The following is a 24225-nucleotide window of genomic DNA, read 5'->3' on the forward strand; positions in this document are numbered from 1 at the left end:
GACTTCGCGATGGCGGCTCGGGCTGTCCGGGCATCTAATCTGGACGCGGCGCTCGGACAGGGCGTCGGCGGCGCGGAGGAGGTCACGGAGCAGATGGCGATGACGCTTGCCGAGCTCGCCGAGGCGGGGCTCATCGACGCCGGCTGGGCGGCAGCGCTGGCACCGGTGGCGCCCGACATCGCGGCGCTGGGCGAACGTCTGCGCGCCGAGGTGGCGGCCGGTCGCCGCTACCTGCCCGCGGGTGACCGCGTGCTGCGCGCGTTCCAGCGCCCGCTCGCGGAGGTCAAGGTGCTCATCGTCGGGCAGGACCCCTACCCGACGCCCGGCCACCCGATCGGGCTGTCGTTCGCCGTCGACGCGCACGTGCGTCCCCTGCCCCGGAGCCTCTCGAACATCTATCAGGAGCTCGAGGCCGATCTGAGCATCCCCCGCGCGACCCACGGCGACCTGTCGGCGTGGAGCGATCAGGGCGTGATGCTGCTGAACCGGGTGCTCACGGTCGCGCCCGGCGCCCCGGCATCCCATCGCGGCTGGGGATGGGAGAAGGTCACCGAGCACGCCATCCGCACGCTCGTCGACCGCCATCAGCCGCTCGTGGCGATCCTGTGGGGGAGGGATGCCGCGAACCTCCGGCCCCTTCTCGGCAGCACCCCGATCATCGAGTCACCGCACCCGTCCCCGCTGTCGGCCAGCCGGGGATTCTTCGGCTCCCGCCCGTTCTCGCGGGCGAACGAGCTGCTCGCGCAGCAAGGGGCGCAGCCCGTCGACTGGCGTGTGCCGGCCCATGAGCTGTCCGCGGCGGCGATCTGAGGAGGGCCCATGCTGGAAGAGGAATACGACAAGGATCGTCGCCGGCTGCCGCGGCACCTGCAGCGCCGACCGGAGCCCGAACGGCCGTTCTCGTACGCCATCCGGCCGGTCGAGGATCGCGACATCCCCGACATCCGCGAGATCTACAACTACTACGTCACCAACTCGGTCGTCACCTTCGACGAGGACACCTGGTCGGTCGCGCAGTGGCGCAAGAAGCGCGAGCACCTGCGCAGACTCGGACTGCCGTTCCTCGTGGCGGAGTCGCCGACCGGCCAGATCCTCGGCTATGCGCTCGTGCAGCCGATGTCGAGCAAGTCCGCCTACCGGTACTCGGTGGAGAACTCGATCTATCTCGGCCAGGCGGCCACAGGCAAGGGGCTCGGGCGCGCGCTGCTGGAAGCGCTCATCGACGCGTGCGAGCAGGCGGGGATCCGGCAGATGGTCGCCGTTATCAGCGACAAGGGTGCGGAGGGTTCCATCGCGCTCCACGAGCGGCTCGGGTTCGTCGAGGTCGGCCGCATGGGGCGGGTGGGATACAAGTTCGGTCGCTGGCTCGGCACGATCTACCTGCAGAAGTCGCTCAACCCGAAGAAGGCGGCCGCCGCGAAGAAGGCTGCCGCGGACGCCGCGTCGGAGGATGACCGACCGGCGGGAGCGAAGCGGCGGCTCTTCGGACGCTGAGTCAGTTCCCGGCGTGCTCGGGATGCCGGCCCCGCCGACTCCAGTCCCGCACGGCGTCGACGAGCTCACGCCAGGCGCCGACGAGTTCCGGGTCGGGCAGCTCGGCCTCGCGTGGGTCCCGTCCCGACCAGCTCGCCCGGATCCACCACACGAACCCGTCGGGCATCGGCCCGCCCTCGCGTGCCGAGGGGCCCGGGGCATCCCCGGCGCTGTCGTCCGCCGCACGCGGGCGCGCCCGCTCCCACGGGCAGCGATCCAGCAGCGGAACCCACTCCTGCGCCTCGTCGTCCGACAGCCGCGCCGACCAGCGGCGCGTCATGCCGGCGATGCCGCCGGTGCGGGCGACCTCGACCTCGGCCGCGGGCGCGCGGTCGGCGTCAGGGCTGTGCGGGTCGGGCGGGTTCGTCATCAGGGATCACGCCGACGCCGGTCCACCCGGCGCGGACGGCATCGACCTCCTCCGACTCCTCACCGTACTCCGCCGCGGCTGCCGCGAGCGTCGCGTGCGCGAACGTGGTGAAATCGGCGGTCGACGGCAGAGTGCCCGCCGTCAGGGTGCGGTACCAGATCAGTCCCGCCCGCTCCCACGCGTGGCCGCCGAGCGCGGTCGCGACGAGATAGAACGCGTGGTTGGGGATGCCCGAGTTGATGTGCACGCCGCCGTTGTCGTCGCGGGTGTGCACGAAATCCCGCATGTGGGCGGGCTGAGGATCCTTGCCGAGCACGTCGTCGTCGTAGGCGGTGCCGGGTGCGGCCAGGGAACGAAGCGCCCGTCCCTGCACGGCGTCGGTGAAGATGCCCTCGCCGATCAGCCAGCTGGCCGTGTCGGCGGTCTGACCTGCGCGATGCTGCTCGGCGAGTGCGCCGAAGACGTCGGCGACCGACTCGTTGAGGGCGCCTGACTGGTCCCGGTACTCCAGGCCGCCCTCGTCCTCCACGACGCCGTGCGCCAGCTCGTGGGCGATGACGCTCAACGAGCCGGTGAAGCCGCGGAAGACCTCGTCGTCGCCGTCGCCGAACACCATGCGCTCGCCGTTCCAGAAGGCGTTGTCGTAATCGCGGCCGTAGTGCACGGTCGCCAGCAGCGAGCTGCCGGAGCCGTCGATGCTGTTGCGGGCGAACGCATCCCACCAGAAGTCGAAGGTGGCCCCCAGTCCGTCGAACGCCTCGTCGACCGCCTGGTCGCCGCTCGCCGGGTCGTCCTCGCCGCGCACTCGGACGCCGGGAAGGACCTCCCGCTGCTGAGCATCGGAGATCTCGCGGTCGGGGGCCGGCGTCGCCTCGGCCACGAGGGTGCCGGGTTCCTGGATCGACAGCCGCAGCCGCGAGCGCGCCTGGCGGTACTCGCGCGGGGCGGTCAGCGTCGCCCGAGCGGCCTCCGCGGCGCGGGCCCAGTTCTCCTCCTGGAGGGCCGCGATGCGAGCGAGCAGATACGGCGGGACGATTCCGGGAGCCATGCTCCGAACCTAACGCGGCCCTCCGACCCTGCCGGGATGCGCGCCCACCCCGTTCCGCTTCGGACCGGCGCAGGCGGTGCGAGGCCGCTCTCAGCCGTCCGCTCAGCCGTCCGCGTCGATCACGGGGATGGAGGCGAGCAGGCGCCGCGTGTACGAGACCTGAGGTTGCAGCAGCACCTTCTCGGTGGGGCCCTCCTCGACGATCCGGCCGTCCTTCATGACGACGACCTCGTCGCACAGGTTCTGCACGACGCCGATGTCATGCGACACCAGCAGCAGCGTGAGGCCGTCGCGGGCCCGCAACTCGCCCAGCAGCTGCAGGATCTGCGCGCGCACCGTGACATCGAGCGCCGACAGCGGCTCGTCGCCGACCAGGAGCCGCGGGCGATGGACGATCGCGCGGGCGAGGGCGATGCGCTGGCGCTGCCCGCCCGAGAACTCGTGGGGGAATCGGTCGGCCATTCCGGCCTCGAGGCCCACGTCCTCGAGGACGTCGCGGACGCGAGCGCGCCGGTCGCCGGCGATGCCGAGCGCCCACAGCGGCTCGCCGACGATGCGGCCGACGCTCATGCGCGGGTCCAGGGACGCGTAAGGGTCCTGGAACACGATGCCGGTCTGCCGGCGGAGCCAGTGCAGCGCGCGTGCCGGGGCGCGCGCGTCCACCGTGCGGCCATCGAACTCGACGGTGCCGGCGGTGGGGGCATCCAGCGCCAGGAGCAGTCGCACCAGCGTCGACTTGCCCGAGCCCGACTCGCCGATGAGGCCGACCGCCGAGCCCTCGCGCACGTCGATGTCGGCGTCCTCGAGTCCGGTCGTGAAGGTGCGCCGCTCGAACAGTGCGGTCTTGGGCGTGGGGTAGCGCCGCGTGAGTCCACGCGCGCGCAGCAGGGCCGGAGCGGGGGACGCCGAACGCGTCTCGCGTCGCTGACCTGTCATTCCGCCCCTCCCGGTCGCCACAGCGTCGCCGTCGCGTCGCGCAGCAGCGCCTGCGTCACGACGGATGCCGGAGCCGACAGCAGCTGCGCCACCGGAGCCTCCTCCACCACGCGGCCGCGGTCGAGAACGACCGCATGCGTGGCGATCTGGGAGAGCACCGCGAGGTCGTGGGTGATGAACACCAGCGACATGCCGTCGTCGCGCACCAGCGACAGCAGCAGCTGGAGGATCTCGGCCTGGATCGTCACATCGAGCGCCGTCGTCGGCTCGTCGGCGATGAGCAGCCGTGGGCGGCACGCGAGGGCCATCGCGATGGCGACCCGCTGGCGTTGACCGCCCGACAGCTGGTGCGGGTAGCGCGCGACGACGCGCTGCGGGTCGGGGAGAGCGACACGGGATGCCTCGGCGACGGCCCGCGCCGCGGCATCCCGCTTCGACAGCCCCTCGTGGATGCGCGCCGACTCCGCGATCTGGCGTCCCACGGTGCGGATGGGGTTGAGCGCGGTGCGCGGTTCCTGGAAGACGATGCCGATCTCGTCGCCGCGCAACTGCGCGAGCTCCCGGTCGCGCAGTCCGAGGATCTCACGCCCGTCCCACCGCACGCTCCCCGAGGCGACCGCCCCGTCGGGGAGGAGCCCGAGGATCGCCAGCGCGGTGAGCGACTTGCCCGAGCCCGACTCGCCGATGAGCCCCATCCGGGCCCCGTCGGGCACCTCGAACGACACACCGTCCACGACACGGCGTCCGCCGATGTCGACCGCGAGGTCGTGCACCTCCAGACTCACGAGACGACCTCCGGAATGTGCAGACGCGCGCGGCGCGTCGCGAAGGGGCTGCGCGAGAGGGTCGGGTCGGTGACTTCGCGCAGGGCGTCGCCGAGCAGGTTCAGCCCCAGCACGGTGAGGGTGATCGCCAGACCCGGCCACACCACCGACAGCGGGTGCACGCCGATGAACTGCTGGAGCTGAGCCAGGAGCAGCCCCCATGAGGGCTCGGTCACGGGTGCCCCGAATCCGAGGTACGACAGCCCTGCCTCGGCGAGGACGGCCACCGCCATGCCCCACGACAGCTGCACGATGAACACCGGAGCGACGTTGGGGAGCAGGTGGCGCCACAGGTTCTGCGCAGGCGTGAGTCCTGACGCGCGACCGGCCAGCACGAAGTCGCTGTGCAGCACGCGGCGCAGCTCGGGACGGGTGACGCGGGCGATGTTCACCCCGAAGCCGATTCCGACGGCCCAGATCACGACCCAGAGCGAGCCGCCCCACACCGCCGAGATCATCATCGCGATGATGAGGACGGGGAAGGCGATGAGGATGTCCACGAAGACGGCGACGGATTCACGGATCCACCGCGCGGTCAACGCGCCGAGGGCGGCGAGCATTATGCCGATCACGGTGGCGATGACGCCGGCGCCGACCGCGACGAACACCGTGGTGCGGGCGCCCGCCATGAGAAGACTCAGGATGTCGCGCCCCGACCCGTCGGTTCCCAGCACGTGGGGCCAGTTCGGCAACGCCCAGCGGTTCGAGATCTCGACCTTCTGCGGGTCGAAGGGCGTCCAGAAGCCGGCGATCAACGCCGACAGGCAGACCACGGCCACGACGATGATCCCGAAGCGACCGGTCCCCAGCGACCAGAGCCGGCGCAGCCACGCCCATCGGGACCGGCGGCGCCGCGTCGGAGGCGGCGAGGCAGTCACGATGCCTCCCGCTGGCGCGGATCGATCATCCGGTGCACCAGGTCGACGACGAATCCGACCACCAGCACGAATCCGGTGAGCACGAGCAGCTCACCTTGCACCTTCGGGAGGTCGCGCGCCGCCACATCGGCCACGAGCATGCGTCCGATGCCGGGGAGGGAGAACAGCTGTTCGATGACGACGGCGCCCACGATGATGCCCGCCACCTGCAGACCCAGCACGGTGATCACCGACAGCCCGACGACGGGCAGTCCGTGCCGGAGCAGCGCCTGGTCCCGGGTGAGGCCTTTCGCTGCCGCCGTGCGGACGAAGTCCAGCCCGACCGCCTGCAGCGTCGCGCTGCGGACGAACCGCAGGAGCATCGCCCCCTCGACGATGCCGATCGTGAGGGCCGGGAGGATGAGCGCGCGCAGCGCGGTCCACGGGTCGGTCCAGCCGGTGCGGGGGAAGCCCTGCGCCGGCAGCCAGCCGAGCCACACCGCGAACACGACGACCAGCATCATGCCGGCCCAGACGACGGGCACGGCGGCGAGGGCCTGGGCGCCGACGTTCAGCGCGGTCCCGTCGGCCCGGCCGCGCCGCATGGCCGAGAGCACGCCGAGGGGGCCGCTGATCAGCACGGCGATGAGGAGCGAGAGGATGCCGAGGGGCACCGTGACCTGAGCCTTCTGCGCCAGCTCCTGCACCACGCTGGTGCCGGTGAGGAGCGAGGTGCCGAGGTCGCCGCGGAAGACGCCGCCGATCCACTCGAAGTACTGCTCGGTCAAGGGGCGGTCAAGGCCCAGGCGTTCGCGCACCGCGTCCTGCTGCTCCGGTGTGCTGCCCACCCCCGCGATGAGATGGGCGATGTCACCGGGGAGCACCCGGAGCGTCAGGAAGATGAGCACGCTGGCGACGAGGAGCCCGAGCAGGAGCAGGGCGAATCGGGTCAGCGCGTAGCGGATCACCCGTTGCTCTTGGCGATCTCGGCGAGATTGAGGCGCTCGTTCACGTTGATCGAGGGCATACCCGTGATGTTAGTGCCGACCGCGATGACCGACGCGCCGTTGTACAGCCAGTCCGCCGCGGCGTCCTCCGACACGATCCGCGCGGCCTGCTTCAGCAGATCCGCCGCCTCGGCCTCGTCCGTGGCGGCGAGGGACTGCGCGTACAGGCTCTGCACCTCGGGGTTGTCGTAGGTGAAGTAGTAGTCCGGGTTCGCCCAATTCTCGAAGTCCCGCGCCTCGGTGTGCAGCACGAAGCTGAGGTCGTAGTCCTTGTTCGTGTACACGTCGGTCAGCCACGTGGTGAAGTCGACGGAGTCCACTTCGAGCGTGATGCCGACCTCGTCGAGATCCGACACCAGGATCTGCGGAATCGTCGTCGAGTAGAAGTTGGGGATCGTGAGGGTCAGCTCGAGGTCCTCCACGCCGGCCTCCTCGAGGAGCTTCTTGGCCGCCTCGGGATCGTAGGGCGCGACGTCCGAGAGGTCCTCGTAGCCGGGGTCGAGCTCGGGGATCGGGCCGTACTGGGTCTGGCCGGAGCCGAGCGCCTCGATGATGGCGTCGTGGTCGATCGCCTGACGGATCGCCTGGCGCACCCGTTTGTCGGCGAGCGGACCCGACGTCTGGTTGAACGCGAGAGTGCCCTTGTCGGTGGACTTGCCCAGCACCAGGGCGAAGTCGCCGTTCGCCTCGACCTGGTCCTTCAGGTTGGCGTCGAACCCGGTCAGCACGTCCACCTCGCCCGCCAGGGCGGCGTTCAGCGCCGCCTGGTTGTCGGGGATGTAGTCGAAGACGACCTCGCCGACGCCGGCCCTCTCACCCCAGTACGCGTCGTTGCGGGTGAAGGTGATGCTGTCGCCCTGGCGCCAGTCCGACAGCACGAACGGCCCGGTACCGTTCGCCTCCGTCTGGTAGTCGACGGTGTCACCCTCCTTCAGCACGATCCCCGCGCGGCCGGTGAGGTTCCACAGCAGGCTGGAGTCGGGCTCGCTGAGGGTCAGCGTGATGTCCTGCCCGTCGGCCGTGATCGAGGTCACGTTCGCCAGGCGCGCCGAGTCTCGCCATTCGGGTGTGTCGCGCCGGGTCGTGAGCGACCACACCACATCCTGCGGGGTCAGCGGCTGGCCGTCGTGGAACGTCACGCCCTCGCGCAGCGCGAAGGTGTACGTGAGGCCGTCGGGAGAGACGGTCCAGTCGCTCGCCAACGCCGGGACGATGTCCTGCTCGGGTGTGCGTGCCACCAGGCCCTGGTAGATGTTGTCGACCAGGATCTGGTCCAGCGCCGAGCCGGCCGTCTCGCGGATGTCGAGGTTGCCCGGCTCCAGCACGAGGCGGATCGCCACCGAGGCGTCGGGGTCGGGCTCGCCGCCGACGGGGGTCGGCGTGGCTCCGCCGCCTCCGCTGCTGCAGGCGGTGAGTGCGAGCAGACCCGCGGCCAGGAGCGAGACGGTGGCAAGGGCAGTGCGGCGGAGCATGGAGGTCCTTTCGGGAGGGGTCCCGTGTGCTGTGCGAGGTCTGCATCCCATCGGCGCGGGCGCAGCTGCGGTAACAGCCTAGGGATTTCGCGAGCGCGTACGGCAACCCGCTACTCGGAACGCAACAGAACCGTGAGACCTTCCCGCGCTGCGCCCGCCACGGCGTCTCAGGACGCCAGGGCCTGCGTCCGCAGGCGCTCGCCGAGCTCGATCGGGATCTCCTCCTGCACGTTGTGGCCGGACGGCACGACGACGACGGATGCCTCGGGCAGGCGCCGCAGGAACTCCGCCGCGTCGTCCGCCGTGACGTAGCCGTGGTCTCCGCGGATCAGCGTCGTGGGGGCGGCGACGCCGGCCAGGTCCTCCCACCCGGATTCGCCCAGCACGGCGGACACGGCATCCCCGTCGGCGGCCGGCGTCGCGGAATCGGCCTTGGACGCCCGCGAGGCGGCGTTGGCCAGATGCGCGAAGTGGTGTTTCCACTCCACACGGCCGTCGGGGCGGACGCGCGAGTTGAAGTACACACCGCGCTCGGCTTTGAGGCGGGTGCCGCCGCCGAGCCCGAACGCGAGCGCCCGGTCGACGAGCTCGTCCCGCGAGGCCCAGTCGACGGGGCCGGCGAAGAACTCGCGGATCTGCGTCGGGCCGGCGTTCGCGTCCACGCCCGGCGTGATGTCGATGACCACGAGCTCGCGCACCAGGTCCGGCCGCGACGCTGCGAGGGCGGCCGCCGTCAAGCCGCCCAGCGACTGCCCCACCAGCACCTGCGGGCCCTGTGTCCACGCCTCCATGCCCGCAGCGACATCCGGCGCGAGGACTCTCGCCACATAGGCGAGGTCGCTGCGCCACGACGAGTCGCCGTGACCGGGAAGATCGATCGCGAGGGCGGGAAGACCGAGCGCCAGCACGGTGGTGTCCCAGGTGTGCGCGTTCAGCCCGGCGCCGTGCAGGAACGTCACGACCGGCGACGCGTCCGGAGCATCGGCGGGGGAGTACCGCAGAGCGCTGAGCGTGCGGCCGTCCGGAAGGGTGATCGACACGCGCTCGCCGCGAGGCACGGCGCGATCGATGCCGGCCTCGGCGGCCTGCTCGGGAAGGAACGAGAACTCGTCGATGGGGTCGCTCACCCGCTCATCATGCCTCACGGCCCCCGGTCCCCGCCTCGTCGTGCCGCGCCATCGGTAGTCTGGCGTCATGACGGCAGAGCACCGCGTACATCTCTCCCGGGCCGCCCGGCCCGCGTACCAGGCGCTGGCCGCGTTCTCGAAGACCGTGGGGCAGATCGCCGCAGACAACGGCATCGACGATCGTCTCAAGGAGCTCGTGCAGATCCACGCGTCCCAGCTCAACGGCTGCGCCTACTGCGTGCGCGTGCACGTCGAGCGCGCGCTGGCTGCGGGCATCACCGCCGACGTCATCGCCCAGCTGGCGGTGTGGCGGGACTCCGGCGTGTTCACCGACCGCGAGCGAGCCGGCCTCGAGCTTGCCGAGGCATACGTCTTCATCCACGACGAGGGGATTCCCGACGAGGTCTACGACCGCGTGGGAAGCGTCCTCAGCGAGCAGGAGTACGTCGCGCTGAGCTGGATCCTCGTCTCCATCAACGCGTTCAACCGCATCGCCATCGCCGGCCGCTACAGTGTGCCGCCGCGCGACGACCTGGTGGGCGAAGACAAGGACGCCGCCGCGGGCGCGGCATGGTGACCGTCCCCGACCCCATCGTCTCCGGCGCCGTAAACCTGCGGGACGTCGGCGGTCTGCCCGCCGGTGGAGCCGTCACCCGCCACGGCGTGCTCTACCGCTCCGGGAACCTCGCCCGGCTGGACGAGGTGGGCACCCGCGCCCTCGCCGGGCTGCACCTGCGACGCATCATCGACCTCCGCGCCGACGACGAGGTGCGCAACGAACCGAGCCGGATCGCCGGCATCGATGTCGTCACCCAGCGCGTGCCGCTCTTCCTCGGCTCGGTCGAGTCGTTCTTCCGCGACGACATCAGCCTGGACGAGATGTACCGCCGCCTGGTGGAGGACTCGTCCCGAGGCGTCGTCGACGTGGTGCGCGGCATCCTCGCAGACCAGCCGGTGCTCGTGCATTGCACCGTCGGCAAAGACCGGACGGGCGTGACGGTCGCGCTGACCCTGGCGGCGGCGGGGGTGGATGCCGAGGCTGTCGTCGCCGATTACGCGCGCACCGAGGGCCTGCTGCCTCCCGACCGCAACCGGCAGGTGGTCGAACTCCTGCGGAAGATGCATCCCGAGGCCGTCCACCTGGAGGACCTCGCCACGCGATCGCCGGCGCCGGTGATGCGGGCGCTTCTGGAAGAGGTCGCCCAGCGCTACGGCTCGGCGGCGGAGTACCTTCGGGCGCACGGCCTGTCCGATGACGAGGTGCACGAGCTGCGGAGGGTGCTCCTGCAGCCGACCTGAGCGAAGACGACCGCACGGTGAGGTAAGGCAACCCTTCGCTGCGGGGTATAGTGGATCCGTCATGGTCCAGATCGCCCAGCCTCATCGCACGGCCGGCAGTGCGCACAACCCGTCGGCGTGCCGTTCGTCGCGTCACACGCGCGTGCAGCACCTGATCACCGCGGACGAGTCCTCGCTCGTCGAACTGGAGGCTCTGCTGGCGACGCTGCCCATCTGCTCGACCGGTCGCGTGTTCATCGAGATCCCGGATGCCTCGTGGCTGGCCGACATCGCAGCGCCGAGCCGCATGGTCGTGACGTGGCTCGATCGTTCGCAGCGCTCCGGCGCGCCGGGCACCGGCCGCGGATGCGCGTCGGGCGAGGCGCTCACCCGCGCCGTCACCGCGTGGGCCGACGAGATGCTCTGCGCGCAGGACGATCAGACCCGCATCCACCTGCTCGGCGGGTATCTCGGCACGGCCGACATCGTCGACCACCTGGTGGAGCTGGGCATCCGCCCCGAGGCCATCCACGCCCCCGCGCAGTACGGCCTGTCCACCTCTCGCTGAGCCGCGCCTGCGGCGCGGGAGCGCGCGTGGTCGGTACAGTCATGCGCATGACGCAGACCGCCGAGCCTTCCGCCGCCTCCGAGCCGTCTTCCACCCTCGCCGCGCGAGACCTGCGCCTGCCCACGTGGGTGATCGTGTGGCTGACCGTCTCCGCCGTCATCCAGACCTACGACGCGTGCTACGTGCTGCTCGGGCCGCTCTCGCACTCCGGCGGCCCGCTCGCCGGCTTCTGGCCCGGCCACGTCTTCTACGGCACGTTCGATCACCGCTACGGGCAGTTCGACGCCTTCGGCAGCGCGCAGAGCTGGGCGAACCTCGTCGAGGTCGTCTTCATCGTGTGGGCGCTGTTCCACGCCCGACGGTGGTCGGGCGTCGTGGTGGGGCTGCTGGTCACCGTGGCGACGTTCTGGAAGACCGTCATCTACTTCCTGGTCGAGGCATCCAGCGGGCTGGAGATGACGCGGCAGTCGCTCGAGCGCGGTGACATCGTGGGCTTCCTCATGGTCGCGGTGCTGCCCAACCTGTTCTGGATCGTCTTCCCGCTGGCCGTCGTGATCGCCCTCGGCCGCCAGGTCTACCGCGTCGGCAGGGCCGCGGCATCCGTGCCGGCGTGAGCGCCGCGTGCGGTGACGGCGATCATGCGGCGCCGCGCGGGATGTAGTTCCCGTCGGCCAGCCCCGCCTCGATCTCGAAGCGGTTGCGCAGCGGATCGCGGCCGGCCAGCAGATACAGCACCGGCATGAGGAATCCGTAGCGCTGCCACTGCCGCTTGTGAACGGCCTCGTGCCGCAGGAGGGCGTCGGTGAGCCGGCCGTCGCCGGTGAGGAAGCACCCTCCGACGCAGGTGCCGCCGCGCGGGAAGGCCCATTGCGGCATGCCGCGGAACACCCACAGCCCTTCGCGACGTTCCACGCGACCGGTGCTCCACAGCGATCCCCACACCCATCCCACGACGCAGCCGTACCAGTAGCCGACGCGACTGATCGGGGAGTCCAGCAGGAACGACGGGATGACGGCGTCGAGCCGGCGCCCGCGGATCACCGCCCGTTCGGCGGCGGCGCGCCATCCCGGGGGCGGGGGCGGGATCGGGCTCACGCGAGCGCTCCGACCACGCGGAGGATCGCACCCAGGTCGTCGTCTGCGGCAGAAGGCGACGCGGGGGAGTAGCCGGTGAGGGATGCCCCGACCAGCGGCATCCGTTCGCGCAGCCGCCGCAGGGCCGCGGTCAGCTCGGCGACGGTGATGCCGAAGGGCTCGGGGTGCGCGTTGCCGGCGATCTCCGCCGGGTCCAGCGCGTCGATGTCGACGTGGACGTAGACTCCGTCGGCGCCCGTGGCGACCACGGCGTCCGCGAGGGCGTCCGCGTCCCGGAGGTCGTCGACCGAGAGCAGCGAGATCCCCCGCCCGGCGATCACCTCGAGCTCGGGTTCGTCGAAGGACCGGGCACCGCCGACGACGACGCGTGCCGGTGGCACGGTGCCCTCGGGCAGTGCCAGACCGGCGTCGCCGTCGCCGATGACCGCCCGCAGCACCATGCCCGCGAACGCGCCGGACGGGGAGGAATCAGGGGAGTTGAGGTCGGGGTGAGCGTCGATCCACACGACCGCCAGCCCGGGGGAGCGCCGCGCAGCGTGCGCGATCGGCGCCAGCGCGATGCCGCAGTCGCCGCCCACGGTGAGCACCGGCTCTCCGGGCGCGGCGGCCTCCTGCGCGTCCAGCGCGTCGGCCACCATCCCGCGCACCCGCTGCAGGGCACTGAGCCGGTGGATGCCGGTGCCCAGCGCCTCCCCGGCCTCCATCGGCACATCCAGCACCGTCGTCGTCGCCCGCGGCAGGTCGCCCGCGATCGCTTGGGCGCCGTCGATGAGCTGCATCGCGCGCGAGGACGGACTGCCCTGCCATTGCGGGACCACGAGGTATCGCGTCATCCCCTCATCCTCCCGTACCGCGGTGTGCCGCGGCATCCGTCCTCCCCATCCCGTTTGTGCGGAGGCACATCCGTCCTCCCCATCCCGTTTGTGCGGAGGACACGCCGTTCTCGGACGACCGATGACGGCGTGTTCTCCCCACTGGCTTTACCGGCGCCTGGGAGGCGTCGGCGCCCGTGGGGCGTTGGGCGCGGAGGCACGTTGACGCGGGGGGGCGTGGGGGCGAGGGGAGAAGCAGGGGCGCCGGGTCGGACCGGCGCCCTTGACGGACGGATCAGTTCTCGATCGCGGCCTGCTGAGGGGTCGCGCCGGACTTGAGGGCTGCCAGCCGCGCCTCGACCTCGGTGAGCTCGCCGACGTCCTCGAGGGCGTTGAACTGGGCGTCCAGGGACGACGCGGCCAGCTCCTGCTTGCCGGCCGCCAGAGCCTCCTGGCGACGCACCTTGTCCTCGAAGCGACCGAGCTCGCTGGTCGGGTCGAGCACGTCGATCGACTTGACGGCGTCGTGCACCTTGTTCTGGGCCTCGGCGACCTTCGCGCGCGAGAGCAGCTCGGTGCGCTTGGCCTTCAGCTGCTCCAGCTTCTGCTTCATGCCGTTGAGGCCGTCCTTGAGCTTGTCGACGACCTCGTTCTGCGCGGCGATCGTCGGTGCGATCGCCTTCGCCTCGTTCTCCTCGGTGATCTGACGCTGCAGCGCGATCTTGGCGAGGTTGTCGAACTTGTCGGCGTCGGTGGGGTTGCCGGCCGCTCGCAGCTCATCGGCCTTGCGGCTCGCGGCGAGAGCCTTGTTGCCCCACTCAGCGGCCGCCTGGATGTCTTCCTGGTGGTCGCGCTCGAGCAGGCGCAGGTTGCCGATCGTCTCGGCGATGGCCGACTCGGCGTCGGCGATCGAGTTGGTGTAGTCGCGCACGAGCTGGTCGAGCATCTTCTGCGGATCCTCGGCGGAGTCGAGGAGAGCGTTGATGTTGGCCTTCACGAGGGTCGAGATGCGACCGAAGATGGACTGCTTCGCCATGGGGTTTCCTTCCTATCGGACTTCAGTGCTTGTCAGGTCGAGTGCGGACGGATGCCGCCGGGAGAACGGATGCCGCGTCACGGGCGCGGCCGGTGCCAGAGCGTCGGGTCAGAAGCGCCCACCCCCTCGGCGGGCGCGGGTGCCTCCGCCGCCGAAGCTGCCGGGCCGGAATCCGCCGCCTGAGGAGCGTCCGCCGCCGCCGAACATCCCGCCGAGGCCGCCTCCGCCGGAGGAGCGTCCGCCGCTGAGCATCGAGTTCAGCACGATTCCGCCCAGCACGGCCCCGAGCATTCCTCCGCCGGACTGGCCGCCCTGCGGCGCGCCGAACATCCCTCCCATGCCGCCGCCGAAGGCTCCGACGTCGTTCTGCGCCAGCTGAATGGCCAGCCCCGCGAGCTGGTCGGCACGTTGGGCGTGCTGCATCGCCTGCTGCGGGTCGCCGGATTGCAGCGCCTGGGCGCGGGCCAGTGATGCGCCGGCCTCTGCGAGCCGGGTGCGGGCCTCCGCGCCGACGGCGCCGCGGCGCGCAGTGATGTAGTCCTCCGCCGCCGATACCTGCGCCTGCGCCTGCAGGATCAGCTGGCCGACCATCTGGCGTGCGCGCTGCGCCTGAGCGGCGGCATCCCGCACGCCCTGCACGAGCGTGTCGATCTGCGTGTTGGCCGCCTCCAGGCTCTGCAGGGCCGCGAGCGGGCGCTTGCCGCTGCCGGTCAGCTGCGACCGGGCGGCGTCCAGCTGCTGGCGGGTGGCCGCGATGACACTCGCGATCCGGCCGTCGCTGTCGGGGAGCGCCGCGGCGGCGGCGATGTCGCTCTCGAGCTCGGCGACCAGCGCCGCCGCACTGCGCTCGCCGTCGGCGAGGTCGGCCGCAAGCTTCTCGATCGCGTTCTCGAGCAGTGTCGCCTGGCCGACGGCCTCCTCCGCGGCGCGGATTCCCACCGCCGCGGCGCCGCCGTCGCCCGAGGAGATCGCGGTCCGCGCGGACGCGAGCTGCTCGTCGGCGAAGGCGAGCCGCTGGCGCGCCTGGTCGGGGTTGTCGGCGATGGTCGCGAGCGCCTCGGGTGCGTACTGGGAGCGAAGCTCCTGCAGCCGGAGGCTCGCCTGGTCGAGGGATGCCGCAGCCTTGGCACGCTCGTCCTGCACGCGCGCCAGCGCCTCGGGGGCGTTCTGCTCCAGCTTGCGAAGCTCGTCGAACGCCGCCGCTTTCTCATCCAGCAGCGCGTTGGACGCCTCGCACAGCGCGATGATGCGCTCGTTCCACGCTCGCGTGTCCTGCGCGGAATCGGGAGTGGCGTCGTCGAGCTTCTGCTTGAGCCCGAACGCCTCGTCGAGGCTCTGCTGCGCGGTCGAGAGAGCCGCCTCGAACTCCGCGGTCGCGGCATCCCCGAACTGCGCCTTGGCGAAGCCGAGCTCCTGTGCGCTCGTCTTGAGGGCGTCGTCGGTCTGCACGAGGAGGGACGACGCGCGGCGTTCGAGCTCTTCGAGGCTGGGCTGAGGAGGTCCGCTCGGTGCGCCGGGCGCGCCGGCCGGCGTGCGCCGACGGCGGAGGAAGATGACGAACAGGACGATCCCGACGGCGATGACCACGATGACGAGGAGCCACGTGAACCAGCCGGCGCCGCCGGACGGGTTCTTCGCGTCGGTGATCCCGGTGGCTGCCGCGTCGACGGCGCCGAGCCAATCGTCGCGCTGCAGCGCGGGCTGGATCTGCTGCTGCTCGATGCTCGCCAGCTGGTCCTCGGTGAGAGGACCGGCGGAGTCGCCGGACAGGTAGTACTGGCGGCCGTCGGTCGCGACGGCGAGCAGGTACTGTGTCACGCCAAGGCCGTTGTCGTCGGCGGTCTGGTTCGCCCAGTCCGCGGCATCGGAGGGATCCGTGAACTGGTCGACGTACACGACCCACAGATCCAGCCCGGTGTCGGTCTTGAGCTGCTCCAGCCGGGCCTGGGCATCCGTCTCTTCCGCAGGCGACAGGACATCGGCGTCGTCCACGATGTAGCCGGCCCCGAGCGAGACGGGTGCGATGGCGACGGCCGCGGTCCCCGCGAGCACCGAGACCGCGACAGCCGCAGCGGCCAGCGGCGCTGCCGCCCATCGCAGTCGCATCGATCCCCCTCCGGGACTCGGGTTCCCCCTCCGGCGAGTCTATTCAGCCGCGGGGATACGACGATAGCCCACGCCCCCGGCGTCGCTTGTGTGTTCGCCGAGAACGTACGGCCGGGATCGGCGGGCGCCGCCCCCGGAGTCGACCAGCACGCACGGTCTCGGCGCGGGGTGCGGGCGTGCGGGCGGGTAGCGGGTAGCGTTTCGGATCCGGAGGACGAGGATGGACGATCGCTACGGTGCAGACGTGCTGGCCACCGGGTGGAAGGGCCACGGGGTGCGGCAGCTGCCGCGTGTCGCGGCATCCCGGGACCTCGTGGTCGAGGTCGCCGACGACGGGTTCTGCGGTGCCGTGGTCGGCGTGACCGGCGGCATGGTCGAACTCGAGGATCGCCGCGGGCGACGGCGCATGTTCCCGCTCGGCGCCGGGTTCCTGATCGACGGGCGCGACGTCGTGCTCGGACCCCCGGCCGCAGCCCCCGCCGCGCGTGGCCCGCAGCGCACCGCGTCGGGATCGTTCGCGGCGCCCGACGCGCGCGCCCGGACGGCGCGGGCGAGCCGCATCCTGGTGGAGGGACGGCATGACGCCGAACTCGTCGAGAAGGTGTGGGGAGACGACCTGCGCGCCGAGGGGGTCGTCGTCGAGTACCTGCAAGGCGTGGATCTGCTGCAGGCCACGCTCGACGACGAGCCGCCGTCGGCACAGCGCCGTTACGGGGTCCTGGTGGATCACCTGGTGCCGGGTTCCAAGGAATCCCGCATCGCGGACGCCATCGCCCGCGGACGCCACGGCGCCCACGTCCTCATCGTCGGTCACCCCTGGATCGACGTCTGGCAATGCGTCACCCCGCGTGCGATGGGCATCCAGCGGTGGCCGGATGTACCGCGCGGCATCGAGTACAAGGTGGGGGTGTGCCGCGCGCTGGGCTGGCCCGCCCGCGACCAGGCGGACCTCGCCCGCGCCTGGCAGCGCATCCTCGGATCGGTCAAGAGCTACCGCGACCTGGAGCCCGCGTTCCTCGGCCGCGTCGAGGAGCTCATCGACTTCGTGACCGCGCCGGCCTGACCGATTCGTGCGGCCGGCGTCTCGCGGCGGCGTCGAGCGTCGTCGGTAGCCTGGAAGCGTGACGAATCCTGCCACGCCCGCGTCCGGACCCCGCCCCTTCCGCGAGAGGCCGGTGTCGTTCGTGCGGCGCAGCGGGCGGATGTCGGAGGCCCAGGAACGCGCATGGGGCGAGCTGGCGCCGCGCTATGTGATCGACGTGCCGCGGGATGCCGCGGCGACCAGCATCCTGCCGGATTCGCAGATCGACCCTGCCGCGGTGTGGGGTCGTGACGCTCCGCTCATCGTCGAGATCGGGTCGGGTCAGGGCCACGCCATCGTGCACGCGGCGTCGTCTCGGCCGGACGTCGACTTCCTCGCCATCGAGGTCTTCAGGGCGGGCCTGGCCCGAACGATGCTCGACGCCGATCGCGCCGGCGCCGGGAACCTCCGCCTCGTCGAGGCCAATGCGCCGGAAGTGCTGGAGCACCTGCTGCCGGCGGCATCCGTCGATGAGCTGTGGGTGTTCTTCCCCGATCCCTGGCACAAGAAGAAGCACACGAAGCGACGCCTGGTCACCGGGGAGTTCGCCGCGGTCGCCGCGACGGCACTGAAGGACGGCGGCGTGCTTCGTCTGGCGACGGACTGGGAGGACTACGCCGTGCAGATGCGCGACGTGATGACGGGGGCCGGCGACTTCGAGCCCGCGTTCACGGGCGAGTGGGCGCCGCGGTTCGACGGGCGGGTGCTGACGGCGTTCGAACGCAAGGGTGCACGGGTGGGTCGCGACATCCGCGACCTGGCCTACCGCCGGCGCGCGCGATCATGACCGGCGCCCCGGGCCCGCTGACCGGGCCGGTGCCGCTTCCCGGCCCCGGCTCCTCCGGTGCGCGCCGCGATCCGTGGCGCTTCCTCCGGCCCTTGGGGCACCGCGACTTCCGCATGCTCTTCGGTGCCGTCGTGCTGTCGATCTTCGGCGCGGGCATGTGGGCCGTCGTCATGGTCTACACCGTGATCGGAGCCGGCGGCGGACCGGTCGAGCTGTCGGTCGTCGCGGCCGCGAACGCGGTCGGCCTGCTGGTCTGCGCGATCCCCGGCGGGATCGCCGCCGACCGCATCCCGCGACGCCTCGTGCTGCGCGTGGTGGAGCTGCTGAACCTCCTCGCGATCACCTCCGTCGCCGTCGCGGGCACGATCGGGGCCGTGACCGTGCCGCACCTGGTGATCGTCGCGCTCGTGATGGGCGCGGGCGCCGGGTTCTTCTTCCCCGCCTACAGCGCGATCCTCCCGCGCATCCTGCCGCCGGCGCAGCTGCTTGCCGCGAACGGGCTCGAGGGGGCGATCCGCCCGGCGCTGCAGCAGGCCGCCGGACCCGCCGCCGCGGGCATCATCGTCGCGGCGGTGCTCGCGCCGGCGCACGCCGCGTGGGGCGTCGTGGCGGCGCACGCCCTCGCCTTCGGGCTGCTGATGCTCGTCCGGCCCGAGCCGCCGGCGGCCGCGGGGGAGGAGCGCGAGGCGCCCGAGGGAGTACGAGGCGTGCTCCACGACTTGAGGGAGGCCGTGGCGTTCACTGTCCGCACGTCCTGGCTGCTGTGGACACTGCTGTTCGCGACCGGGTGGGTGCTCGTGTTCGTGGGGCCCGAAGAGGTGCTGCTGCCCTTCATCACCCGCGATCGCGTGGGCGAGGACCCGCGACTGTTCGGCTATCTGCTCGCCATCTACGGGATCGGCGGCGTGCTCGGCTCGATCGTGGTGTCGTCGATGAAGCTGCCCCGCCGGTACCTCACGGTCATGATGGGCGTGTGGGGCGTGAGCACGCTCCCGTTCGCGATCGTGGGCATCACGCACGAGTACTGGCTGATGGCCGGATGTCTGTTCCTCGTCGGGTTCGGCTTCAGCTACGGCAACGTCATCTGGGGCACCCTGCTGCAGCGCCGCGTGCCGCGGCACATGCTGGGGCGCATCTCGAGCCTCGACTTCTTCGTCTCGCTCGCGCTCATGCCCCTGTCGATGGCGCTGGCCGGCCCTCTGGCCGAGGTGGTGCCGATCGAAGCGATCTTCGTCGCCGCCGGGGTCATCCCGCTGTTCCTCGGCGCCGTGGCCTACCTCGTGGCCCGCATGCCGAAGGACGAGCTCGCCCATCCGCTCGACCACTGACCCGGAGCACGATGCCCGCCCACCCCGACGCCGCACCCGTCCACGCCGGCCCGTCCTGGTCCTGGCGACTGGCTCCCGCGCTGCTGGTCTGTCTGGCAGCCCCCGCGTTCTTCGTCGTCCGTGTGCCGTGGGTGGGCTGGCTGCTGCTGGCGGCAGGGATCGCCCTGGCGCTGGCCGCCGAGCGCGCCGGGGGCGTGCGGCCGGCACGGCCCAGGGACGGGAAGCGGCGCCCGCCCAGCGCTGCCTCCGGCGCAGACGCTCATCGCGCGGGCTCGGGCGCAGAGGCTCGCCAGGCGGGCTCGGGCGCAGAGGCTCGCCGGGCGCCATCGCTCATGCGGGACCTGTCGCTCATCGCCGTCGGGCTGCTCATCGTCAGCGCGATCCCGCTGAAGGCGGAGCTCGACAACGCGGCGATGCTCCGCTTCGCGCTCGCCCTCGGCGGGGCGGTGGCCGTGCCGTACGCGCTCTCGCGCTGGCTGTACCGGGATCGCGCAATCCGCTTCCCCTGGCGCGGCGGCGGCCGGTGGACGCGCTTCCAGTGGCTCTGGCTGGTCGCGGTCCTGGCCCTCGGCTGGCTGATCCTGCCGTTCTACTTCATCACCTCCGGCGTGTACCTCAACTGGCCCGTCGTCGACACTCCCGAGCTCATCGCGCGCCTGTTCGTCGGGGTGGGCGCCGTGGGCCTCTGGGACGAGCTCTTCTTCATCTGCACCTGCTTCGCACTGCTACGACGGCATTTCGGGTTCTGGCAGGCGAACGTGCTGCAGGCGATCGTGTTCGTGTCGTTCCTGTGGGAGCTCGGCTATCAGGCGTGGGGACCGGTGCTCACGATCCCCTTCGCGCTGCTCCAGGGCTTCATCTTCATGAAGACGAGGTCCCTCGCCTACGTGGTGACCGTGCACCTGCTCTTCGACGCGGTCGTGTTCCTCGTGCTCGTGCACGCGCACAATCCCGGGATGCTGGACGGGCTGTTCCTCGTGTGACGAGGCGGCGTGCGAACGGGCCCCCGCCTGCACAGGGGATGAGCAGGTGGGTCGGATACGGTGGAGTCCGGATCCCCGACCGGATCCCCGGACGACGGTTCAGTACCCGGTGTGCGACAAGACTGGCCAGGGGGCACAGTCATGTCGTGGGTCATCCTCATCCTCTCGGGCGTTCTCGAAGCCGTGTGGGCCACCGCCCTGGGCAAGTCCGAGGGCTTCACGAAGCTCTGGCCGAGCGTGGTCTTCGGTGTCGCGCTGGTGGCCAGCATGGGCGGGCTCGCGTGGGCGATGCGCGACATCTCCACCGGCACCGCATACGCGGTCTGGGTCGGCATCGGCGCGGCGCTCACCGTCGCGTACGCGATGATCACCGGCGCCGAGCCGTTCTCGGTCGTGCGCCTGCTGTTGATCCTGGGACTGGTCGGCTGCGTCGTCGGCCTGAAGCTCGTGGGACACGAGTGAGATGGGGACGGATGCCGCGGCATCCGTCCCCGTCTTCACATGAGGCCTCGATGAAATCCCCGGCCCGACCCTGGAAGTGCGCGGAGATGATGTGGGAGCATCCGGGCAGGCAGCCGGCGCCAACGGGGTCGTCGGCGGAAAGGCACGATCATGCCGAGCAGGAACAGGCGCACCTGGGCCATCGCCACCGCGGCGACCCTGACCGCCACAGTCGCACTGGCAACCCCCGCGTACGCGGCACCGAACAACAACTCGGTGAAGAAGATCACGAAGGCCGTGACGCTCGAAGGCGTCATGAGCCACCTCGAGGCGCTCCAGTCGATCGCCGACGAGTACGGCGACCGTGCGGCGGGCCGGCCAGGGTACGAGGCATCCGTGGATTACGTGGTTCAGCAGCTGACCGCGGCCGGTTACACGCCCGAGGTGCAGCAGTTCGAATTCGACTACTTCGACGAGAACAACGTGCTGCAGCGCGTCTCGCCGAATCCGACGTCGTACATCGACGGCGACGACTTCCTGCGCAACCGCTTCGACACGGGCAGCCCCGAAGGCACCGCGACCGGGACGCTGACGCTCGTCGACCTGCCGTCTGCGAACAACACCAGCGGCTGCGAAGCCACCGACTTCGCCGGATTCCCCCAGGGCAACGTCGCCCTGATCCAGCGCGGCGGCTGCGGCTTCGCCGTGAAGGCGGTCAATGCCCAGGCCGCAGGCGCCGCCGCGGTCATCATCATGAACAATGCCGGCGACGAGAGCCTGGTCAACATGATCGGAGAAGCGCCAGGGCTGACGATCCCTGCCGTGTTCACGAAGAACTCCGTCGGCCTGGATCTCGCCGCCACCCCCGGTGCGACGGTGACGGTCACTGTGGACTACGACGCCGAGACGCGTGTGGCGTACAACGTCCTGGCTGAGACCGCCGCGGGCAACGACGCCAACACGGTGATGGCCGGCGCGCACCTGGACAGCGTGCAGGACGGGCCCGGTATCAACGACAACGGTTCCGGAAGCGCGGCGCTGCTGGAGACGGCGATCCAGATGAAGAAGGTCAAGCCGAACAACACGGTCCGCTTCGCGTGGTGGGGAGCCGAGGAGGAGGGGCTGCTCGGGTCTGAGCACTACGTCGCGGAGCTCTCGGAGGACGACGCCGCCGACATCGCGCTGTACCTCAACTTCGACATGATCGGCTCGCCCAACTACTTCCAGGGCATCTACGACGGCGACAACTCCAGTGGAACAGCGGAGGAAGGGTTCATCCCCGAGGGGTCGGCGCAGATCGAGGACGTGTTCGAGCAGTACTACACCTCCATCGGGGAGCCGTTCGAGGACACCGACTTCTCCGGACGCAGCGATTACGGCCCGTTCATCGCCGTCGGCATCCCCGCGGGGGGCCTGTTCACCGGAGCCGAAGAGCTCAAGAGCGCCGAGCAGGCTGCCGTGTACGGCGGGACCGCGGGAATCCCGTTCGACCCTTGCTACCACCAGGCGTGCGACGACATCGACAACCTCGACGCCCACGCCCTGGACGTCAACGCGGATGCCGTGGCTGCCGCGGTCGTGACGTTCGCCTTCGACACCTCCGCGGTCAACGGCGTGCGCTCGCCGGGCAAGTCCCACGGTGCCGGGAAGAGCACGGACGCCATGAAGGACCGCTTCGCCGAGTAGGAGGGCCTCCGCGAGTTCGGCGCCCCCGGTCGTCTGGGCCGGGGGCGCCGGCCGTGCGGGGCGGTCAGCGCCGGCACGGTGAGAAAGCACTGCGCGCCAGGGTGCGCTCGTGCCAGGGTGGAAGTTGTCGCCTGCACGGACGGGCGCACGCGTCAGCACCCCAGGAGCCGGAATGCAGCGACCCCTCGCCGGACTGACCCGAAGCAACCTCATCACCGAGCTGACGGCCGGCGTCACGCTGCTGGCCATCGCGATCCCGCTCAACATCGGGTACGCGCAGATCGCCGGCCTGCCTCCGACGGCCGGGCTGTACGCGCTCATCGTGCCCACCGTCGTCTACGCGCTCGTCGTGTCCTCGCGTCAGGTCGTGGCCTCGCCGGATGCCGCCGCGGCCGCGCTGGTGGCGTCGTCGGTTGGCGGGTTGGCGGTTGCGGGAAGCGCCGACTACGCGGCCCTCGCGCTGGCGCAGGCCATCATCAGCGGCATCCTGTTCGTCCTCATGTCGGTGTTCAAGCTCGGGTTCCTCGCGAACTTCCTGTCCAAGCCGATCCTGGTCGGCTTCGTCGGGGGATTGGCTCTCGACATCATGGTGAGCCAGATCGCCAAGATGCTCGGCGTGAAGATCGACTCCGGCGGCGAGTTCGCCGACAAGGTGTCCGATCTCATCTCAGGGATGAGCACGTTCAACGCCTGGTCGCTGCTCGTGGCCGCGGTCTCGGTGGCGGTGCTTCTGCTGGGCCGCGCCTTCCTCCCGAGAGTCCCGTGGGCGCTGGTGGTGCTCGTGCTGTCGACCGTCGCGGTGGTCGCAGCCGACCTCGACGACAAGGGCATCGCGGTGCTCGGCGAGGTGCCGGCCGGGGCTCCCTCGTTCACCTGGCCGGTGATCGACTGGAGGATGTGGCTCGCGTTGGTGCCCTCTGCCGTTGCGCTCACGCTCGTGACGACCGCTGAGGGACTCCTGGTGTCGCGCTCCTACTCCGAACGACGCGGCTACCCGTTCCGCGCGAACCGCGATCTTCTGGCGTTCGGCCTCGGCAACATCGCGGCGGGTGCGCAGGGAAGCTTCGCGATGGGTTCGTCGACGTCGCGCACCGCCGCGATGGATCAATCCGGGTCCCGGACGCAGCTGCCCTCGATCGTCCTGGCCGCGGGCACGCTCCTCCTGCTGCTGTTCGGCACGGCGCTGCTCGCCGACATCCCCTCCCCGGCGATCGGCGCCGTGGTCGCGGTGGCCATCCTCCCGCTCCTGGGCATCGGCGAGTTCCGTGAGCTGTGGCGTCAGGACCGGTTCGAATTCGCCGTCGGGGCGGTGTGCTTCCTGGTGACGCTGCTGGTGGGCGCCATCCCCGGCATCGTGGTCGCCTTCGTCCTGGCCCTCGTCAACCTCGCCAAACGGGCGGCCAAGCCGGCGATCGACATCCTGGCCGACGACGATGAGACGCAGCGATCCCTCGTCGACGATGCGCCGGCGGGTGACTCCACGGCCCCAGGGCTTCTGGTGGTGCGCCTTGCCGCTCCGCTGTTCTTCGCCAACGGCTCGGTGTTCACCGCCGCCGTCACACGCGCCGTCACAACGGCTCACGAGCCGGTGCGCCACGTGGTGATCGACATGGAGGCTGTCACCGACATCGACGTGACCGGAGGCGAGGCGCTCAAGACGCTGCAGACGTGGCTTCAGGACCACGATGTGGCCCTCGCCTACAGCCGCGTCCGTCCCGAGACCCGGGCTCGGCTGGTGCGGCTCGGTCTGCTGGACGATCAGCCGGTCTTCGCCACGAACCGGGCAGCCCTCGACGCGCTCGCGCCTCCGCCGGAGCCCCCGCAGGCCCCGGTGTGAAACCGGGGCCCGT

The 24225-nt window shown here is 71.1% G+C and carries 25 protein-coding genes and 1 riboswitch; of the genes, 13 read left to right on the plus strand and 12 right to left on the minus strand.

Annotated features, from left to right (window positions below; all coding sequences use genetic code 11):
• Positions 1–93: 93 nt before the first annotated feature.
• Complete coding sequence (locus C9992_RS13070) at positions 94–810, plus strand: uracil-DNA glycosylase (RefSeq protein ID WP_106816233.1); 717 nt, start codon at positions 94–96, stop codon at positions 808–810.
• A gap of 9 nt (positions 811–819) precedes the next feature.
• Complete coding sequence (locus tag C9992_RS13075; RefSeq protein WP_106816060.1) at positions 820–1494, plus strand: GNAT family N-acetyltransferase; 675 nt, start codon at positions 820–822, stop codon at positions 1492–1494.
• Between the two features lies 1 nt (position 1495).
• Here C9992_RS13075 and C9992_RS13080 read toward each other — a convergent pair whose 3' ends face one another.
• From C9992_RS13080 to C9992_RS13115, 8 genes are all read right to left on the minus strand, one after another.
• Positions 1496–1903, minus strand: a complete 408-nt coding sequence (locus C9992_RS13080; RefSeq protein WP_106816061.1) for a protealysin inhibitor emfourin — start codon at positions 1901–1903, stop codon at positions 1496–1498.
• Positions 1872–2951: a M4 family metallopeptidase gene (locus C9992_RS13085; protein WP_106816062.1), complete on the minus strand. Its 1080-nt coding sequence runs from the start codon at positions 2949–2951 to the stop codon at positions 1872–1874. Before C9992_RS13085 ends, C9992_RS13080 begins: the two co-directional genes overlap by 32 nt.
• A 102-nt stretch (positions 2952–3053) precedes the next feature.
• Positions 3054–3887, minus strand: coding sequence for an ATP-binding cassette domain-containing protein (locus C9992_RS13090; protein ID WP_106816063.1), 834 nt, complete (start codon positions 3885–3887; stop codon positions 3054–3056).
• Entirely contained in the window at positions 3884–4672 is a 789-nt protein-coding gene (locus tag C9992_RS13095) for an ABC transporter ATP-binding protein (RefSeq protein WP_106816064.1), read from the minus strand. The genes C9992_RS13090 and C9992_RS13095 overlap by 4 nt, the downstream gene beginning before the upstream one ends.
• Positions 4669–5589, minus strand: coding sequence for an ABC transporter permease (locus C9992_RS13100; RefSeq protein ID WP_106816065.1), 921 nt, complete (start codon positions 5587–5589; stop codon positions 4669–4671). Before C9992_RS13100 ends, C9992_RS13095 begins: the two co-directional genes overlap by 4 nt.
• The gene (locus tag C9992_RS13105; RefSeq protein ID WP_106816066.1) at positions 5586–6536 is read right to left on the minus strand and encodes an ABC transporter permease; all 951 of its coding nucleotides are present in this window, start codon (positions 6534–6536) and stop codon (positions 5586–5588) included. Before C9992_RS13105 ends, C9992_RS13100 begins: the two co-directional genes overlap by 4 nt.
• Complete coding sequence (locus C9992_RS13110; RefSeq protein ID WP_106816067.1) at positions 6533–8047, minus strand: ABC transporter substrate-binding protein; 1515 nt, start codon at positions 8045–8047, stop codon at positions 6533–6535. The genes C9992_RS13105 and C9992_RS13110 overlap by 4 nt, the downstream gene beginning before the upstream one ends.
• Positions 8048–8214: 167 nt before the next feature.
• Positions 8215–9174, minus strand: a complete 960-nt coding sequence (locus C9992_RS13115) for an alpha/beta fold hydrolase (RefSeq protein WP_235008225.1) — start codon at positions 9172–9174, stop codon at positions 8215–8217.
• Positions 9175–9241: 67 nt separating this feature from the next.
• On the opposite strand from C9992_RS13115, the gene C9992_RS13120 reads away from it, so the two are divergent.
• From C9992_RS13120 to C9992_RS13135, 4 genes are all read left to right on the plus strand, one after another.
• Positions 9242–9751 (plus strand): carboxymuconolactone decarboxylase family protein, encoded by a 510-nt coding sequence (locus C9992_RS13120; RefSeq protein WP_106816068.1) that lies wholly within the window; start codon positions 9242–9244, stop codon positions 9749–9751.
• Positions 9748–10473, plus strand: a complete 726-nt coding sequence (locus C9992_RS13125; protein ID WP_235008226.1) for a tyrosine-protein phosphatase — start codon at positions 9748–9750, stop codon at positions 10471–10473. Before C9992_RS13120 ends, C9992_RS13125 begins: the two co-directional genes overlap by 4 nt.
• Positions 10474–10534: 61 nt before the next feature.
• The gene (locus C9992_RS13130) at positions 10535–11020 is read left to right on the plus strand and encodes an SIP domain-containing protein (RefSeq protein ID WP_106816070.1); all 486 of its coding nucleotides are present in this window, start codon (positions 10535–10537) and stop codon (positions 11018–11020) included.
• A gap of 47 nt (positions 11021–11067) precedes the next feature.
• Complete coding sequence (locus C9992_RS13135; protein ID WP_106816235.1) at positions 11068–11634, plus strand: hypothetical protein; 567 nt, start codon at positions 11068–11070, stop codon at positions 11632–11634.
• A 22-nt stretch (positions 11635–11656) separates the two neighbouring features.
• On the opposite strand, the gene C9992_RS13140 is transcribed toward C9992_RS13135, so the two are convergent.
• The 4 genes from C9992_RS13140 to C9992_RS18505 all read right to left on the minus strand — a co-directional run bounded on the left by C9992_RS13140 (position 11657) and on the right by C9992_RS18505 (position 16069).
• Positions 11657–12115: a Fe-S oxidoreductase gene (locus tag C9992_RS13140; protein ID WP_106816071.1), complete on the minus strand. Its 459-nt coding sequence runs from the start codon at positions 12113–12115 to the stop codon at positions 11657–11659.
• Positions 12112–12948, minus strand: a complete 837-nt coding sequence (locus C9992_RS13145; RefSeq protein ID WP_106816072.1) for an arginase family protein — start codon at positions 12946–12948, stop codon at positions 12112–12114. The genes C9992_RS13140 and C9992_RS13145 overlap by 4 nt, the downstream gene beginning before the upstream one ends.
• A gap of 274 nt (positions 12949–13222) precedes the next feature.
• Positions 13223–13963 (minus strand): PspA/IM30 family protein, encoded by a 741-nt coding sequence (locus C9992_RS13150; protein ID WP_106816073.1) that lies wholly within the window; start codon positions 13961–13963, stop codon positions 13223–13225.
• Between the two features lie 108 nt (positions 13964–14071).
• Positions 14072–16069 (minus strand): TPM domain-containing protein, encoded by a 1998-nt coding sequence (locus C9992_RS18505; RefSeq protein ID WP_106816074.1) that lies wholly within the window; start codon positions 16067–16069, stop codon positions 14072–14074.
• A 220-nt stretch (positions 16070–16289) separates the two neighbouring features.
• Between C9992_RS18505 and C9992_RS13160 the strand changes: the two genes are divergently transcribed.
• The 7 genes from C9992_RS13160 to C9992_RS13190 all read left to right on the plus strand — a co-directional run bounded on the left by C9992_RS13160 (position 16290) and on the right by C9992_RS13190 (position 24212).
• Complete coding sequence (locus C9992_RS13160; RefSeq protein WP_106816075.1) at positions 16290–17132, plus strand: DUF3097 family protein; 843 nt, start codon at positions 16290–16292, stop codon at positions 17130–17132.
• A 139-nt stretch (positions 17133–17271) separates the two neighbouring features.
• Positions 17272–17937 carry a tRNA (guanosine(46)-N7)-methyltransferase TrmB gene (gene trmB / locus C9992_RS13165; RefSeq protein ID WP_407662247.1) on the plus strand — a complete coding sequence of 222 codons (666 nt, stop codon included), beginning with the start codon at positions 17272–17274 and terminating at the stop codon, positions 17935–17937.
• A 113-nt stretch (positions 17938–18050) separates the two neighbouring features.
• Positions 18051–19265, plus strand: a complete 1215-nt coding sequence (locus C9992_RS13170; RefSeq protein WP_235008239.1) for an MFS transporter — start codon at positions 18051–18053, stop codon at positions 19263–19265.
• Positions 19266–19276: 11 nt separating this feature from the next.
• Positions 19277–20248 (plus strand): CPBP family intramembrane glutamic endopeptidase, encoded by a 972-nt coding sequence (locus C9992_RS13175; RefSeq protein WP_106816078.1) that lies wholly within the window; start codon positions 19277–19279, stop codon positions 20246–20248.
• Positions 20249–20308: 60 nt separating this feature from the next.
• Positions 20309–20379, plus strand: a riboswitch (guanidine-III (ykkC-III) riboswitch).
• Between the two features lie 10 nt (positions 20380–20389).
• A complete protein-coding gene (locus C9992_RS13180; protein ID WP_106816079.1) occupies positions 20390–20710 on the plus strand; it encodes a DMT family transporter in 321 nt (106 codons plus the stop codon).
• Positions 20711–20860: 150 nt separating this feature from the next.
• A complete protein-coding gene (locus C9992_RS13185) occupies positions 20861–22375 on the plus strand; it encodes a M20/M25/M40 family metallo-hydrolase (protein WP_106816080.1) in 1515 nt (504 codons plus the stop codon).
• Positions 22376–22547: 172 nt separating this feature from the next.
• Positions 22548–24212 carry a SulP family inorganic anion transporter gene (locus C9992_RS13190; protein WP_106816081.1) on the plus strand — a complete coding sequence of 555 codons (1665 nt, stop codon included), beginning with the start codon at positions 22548–22550 and terminating at the stop codon, positions 24210–24212.
• The last annotated feature ends 13 nt before the right edge of the window (positions 24213–24225 follow it).

It is taken from the genome of Microbacterium timonense, assembly GCF_900292075.1.
GTDB lineage: Bacteria > Actinomycetota > Actinomycetes > Actinomycetales > Microbacteriaceae > Microbacterium > Microbacterium timonense.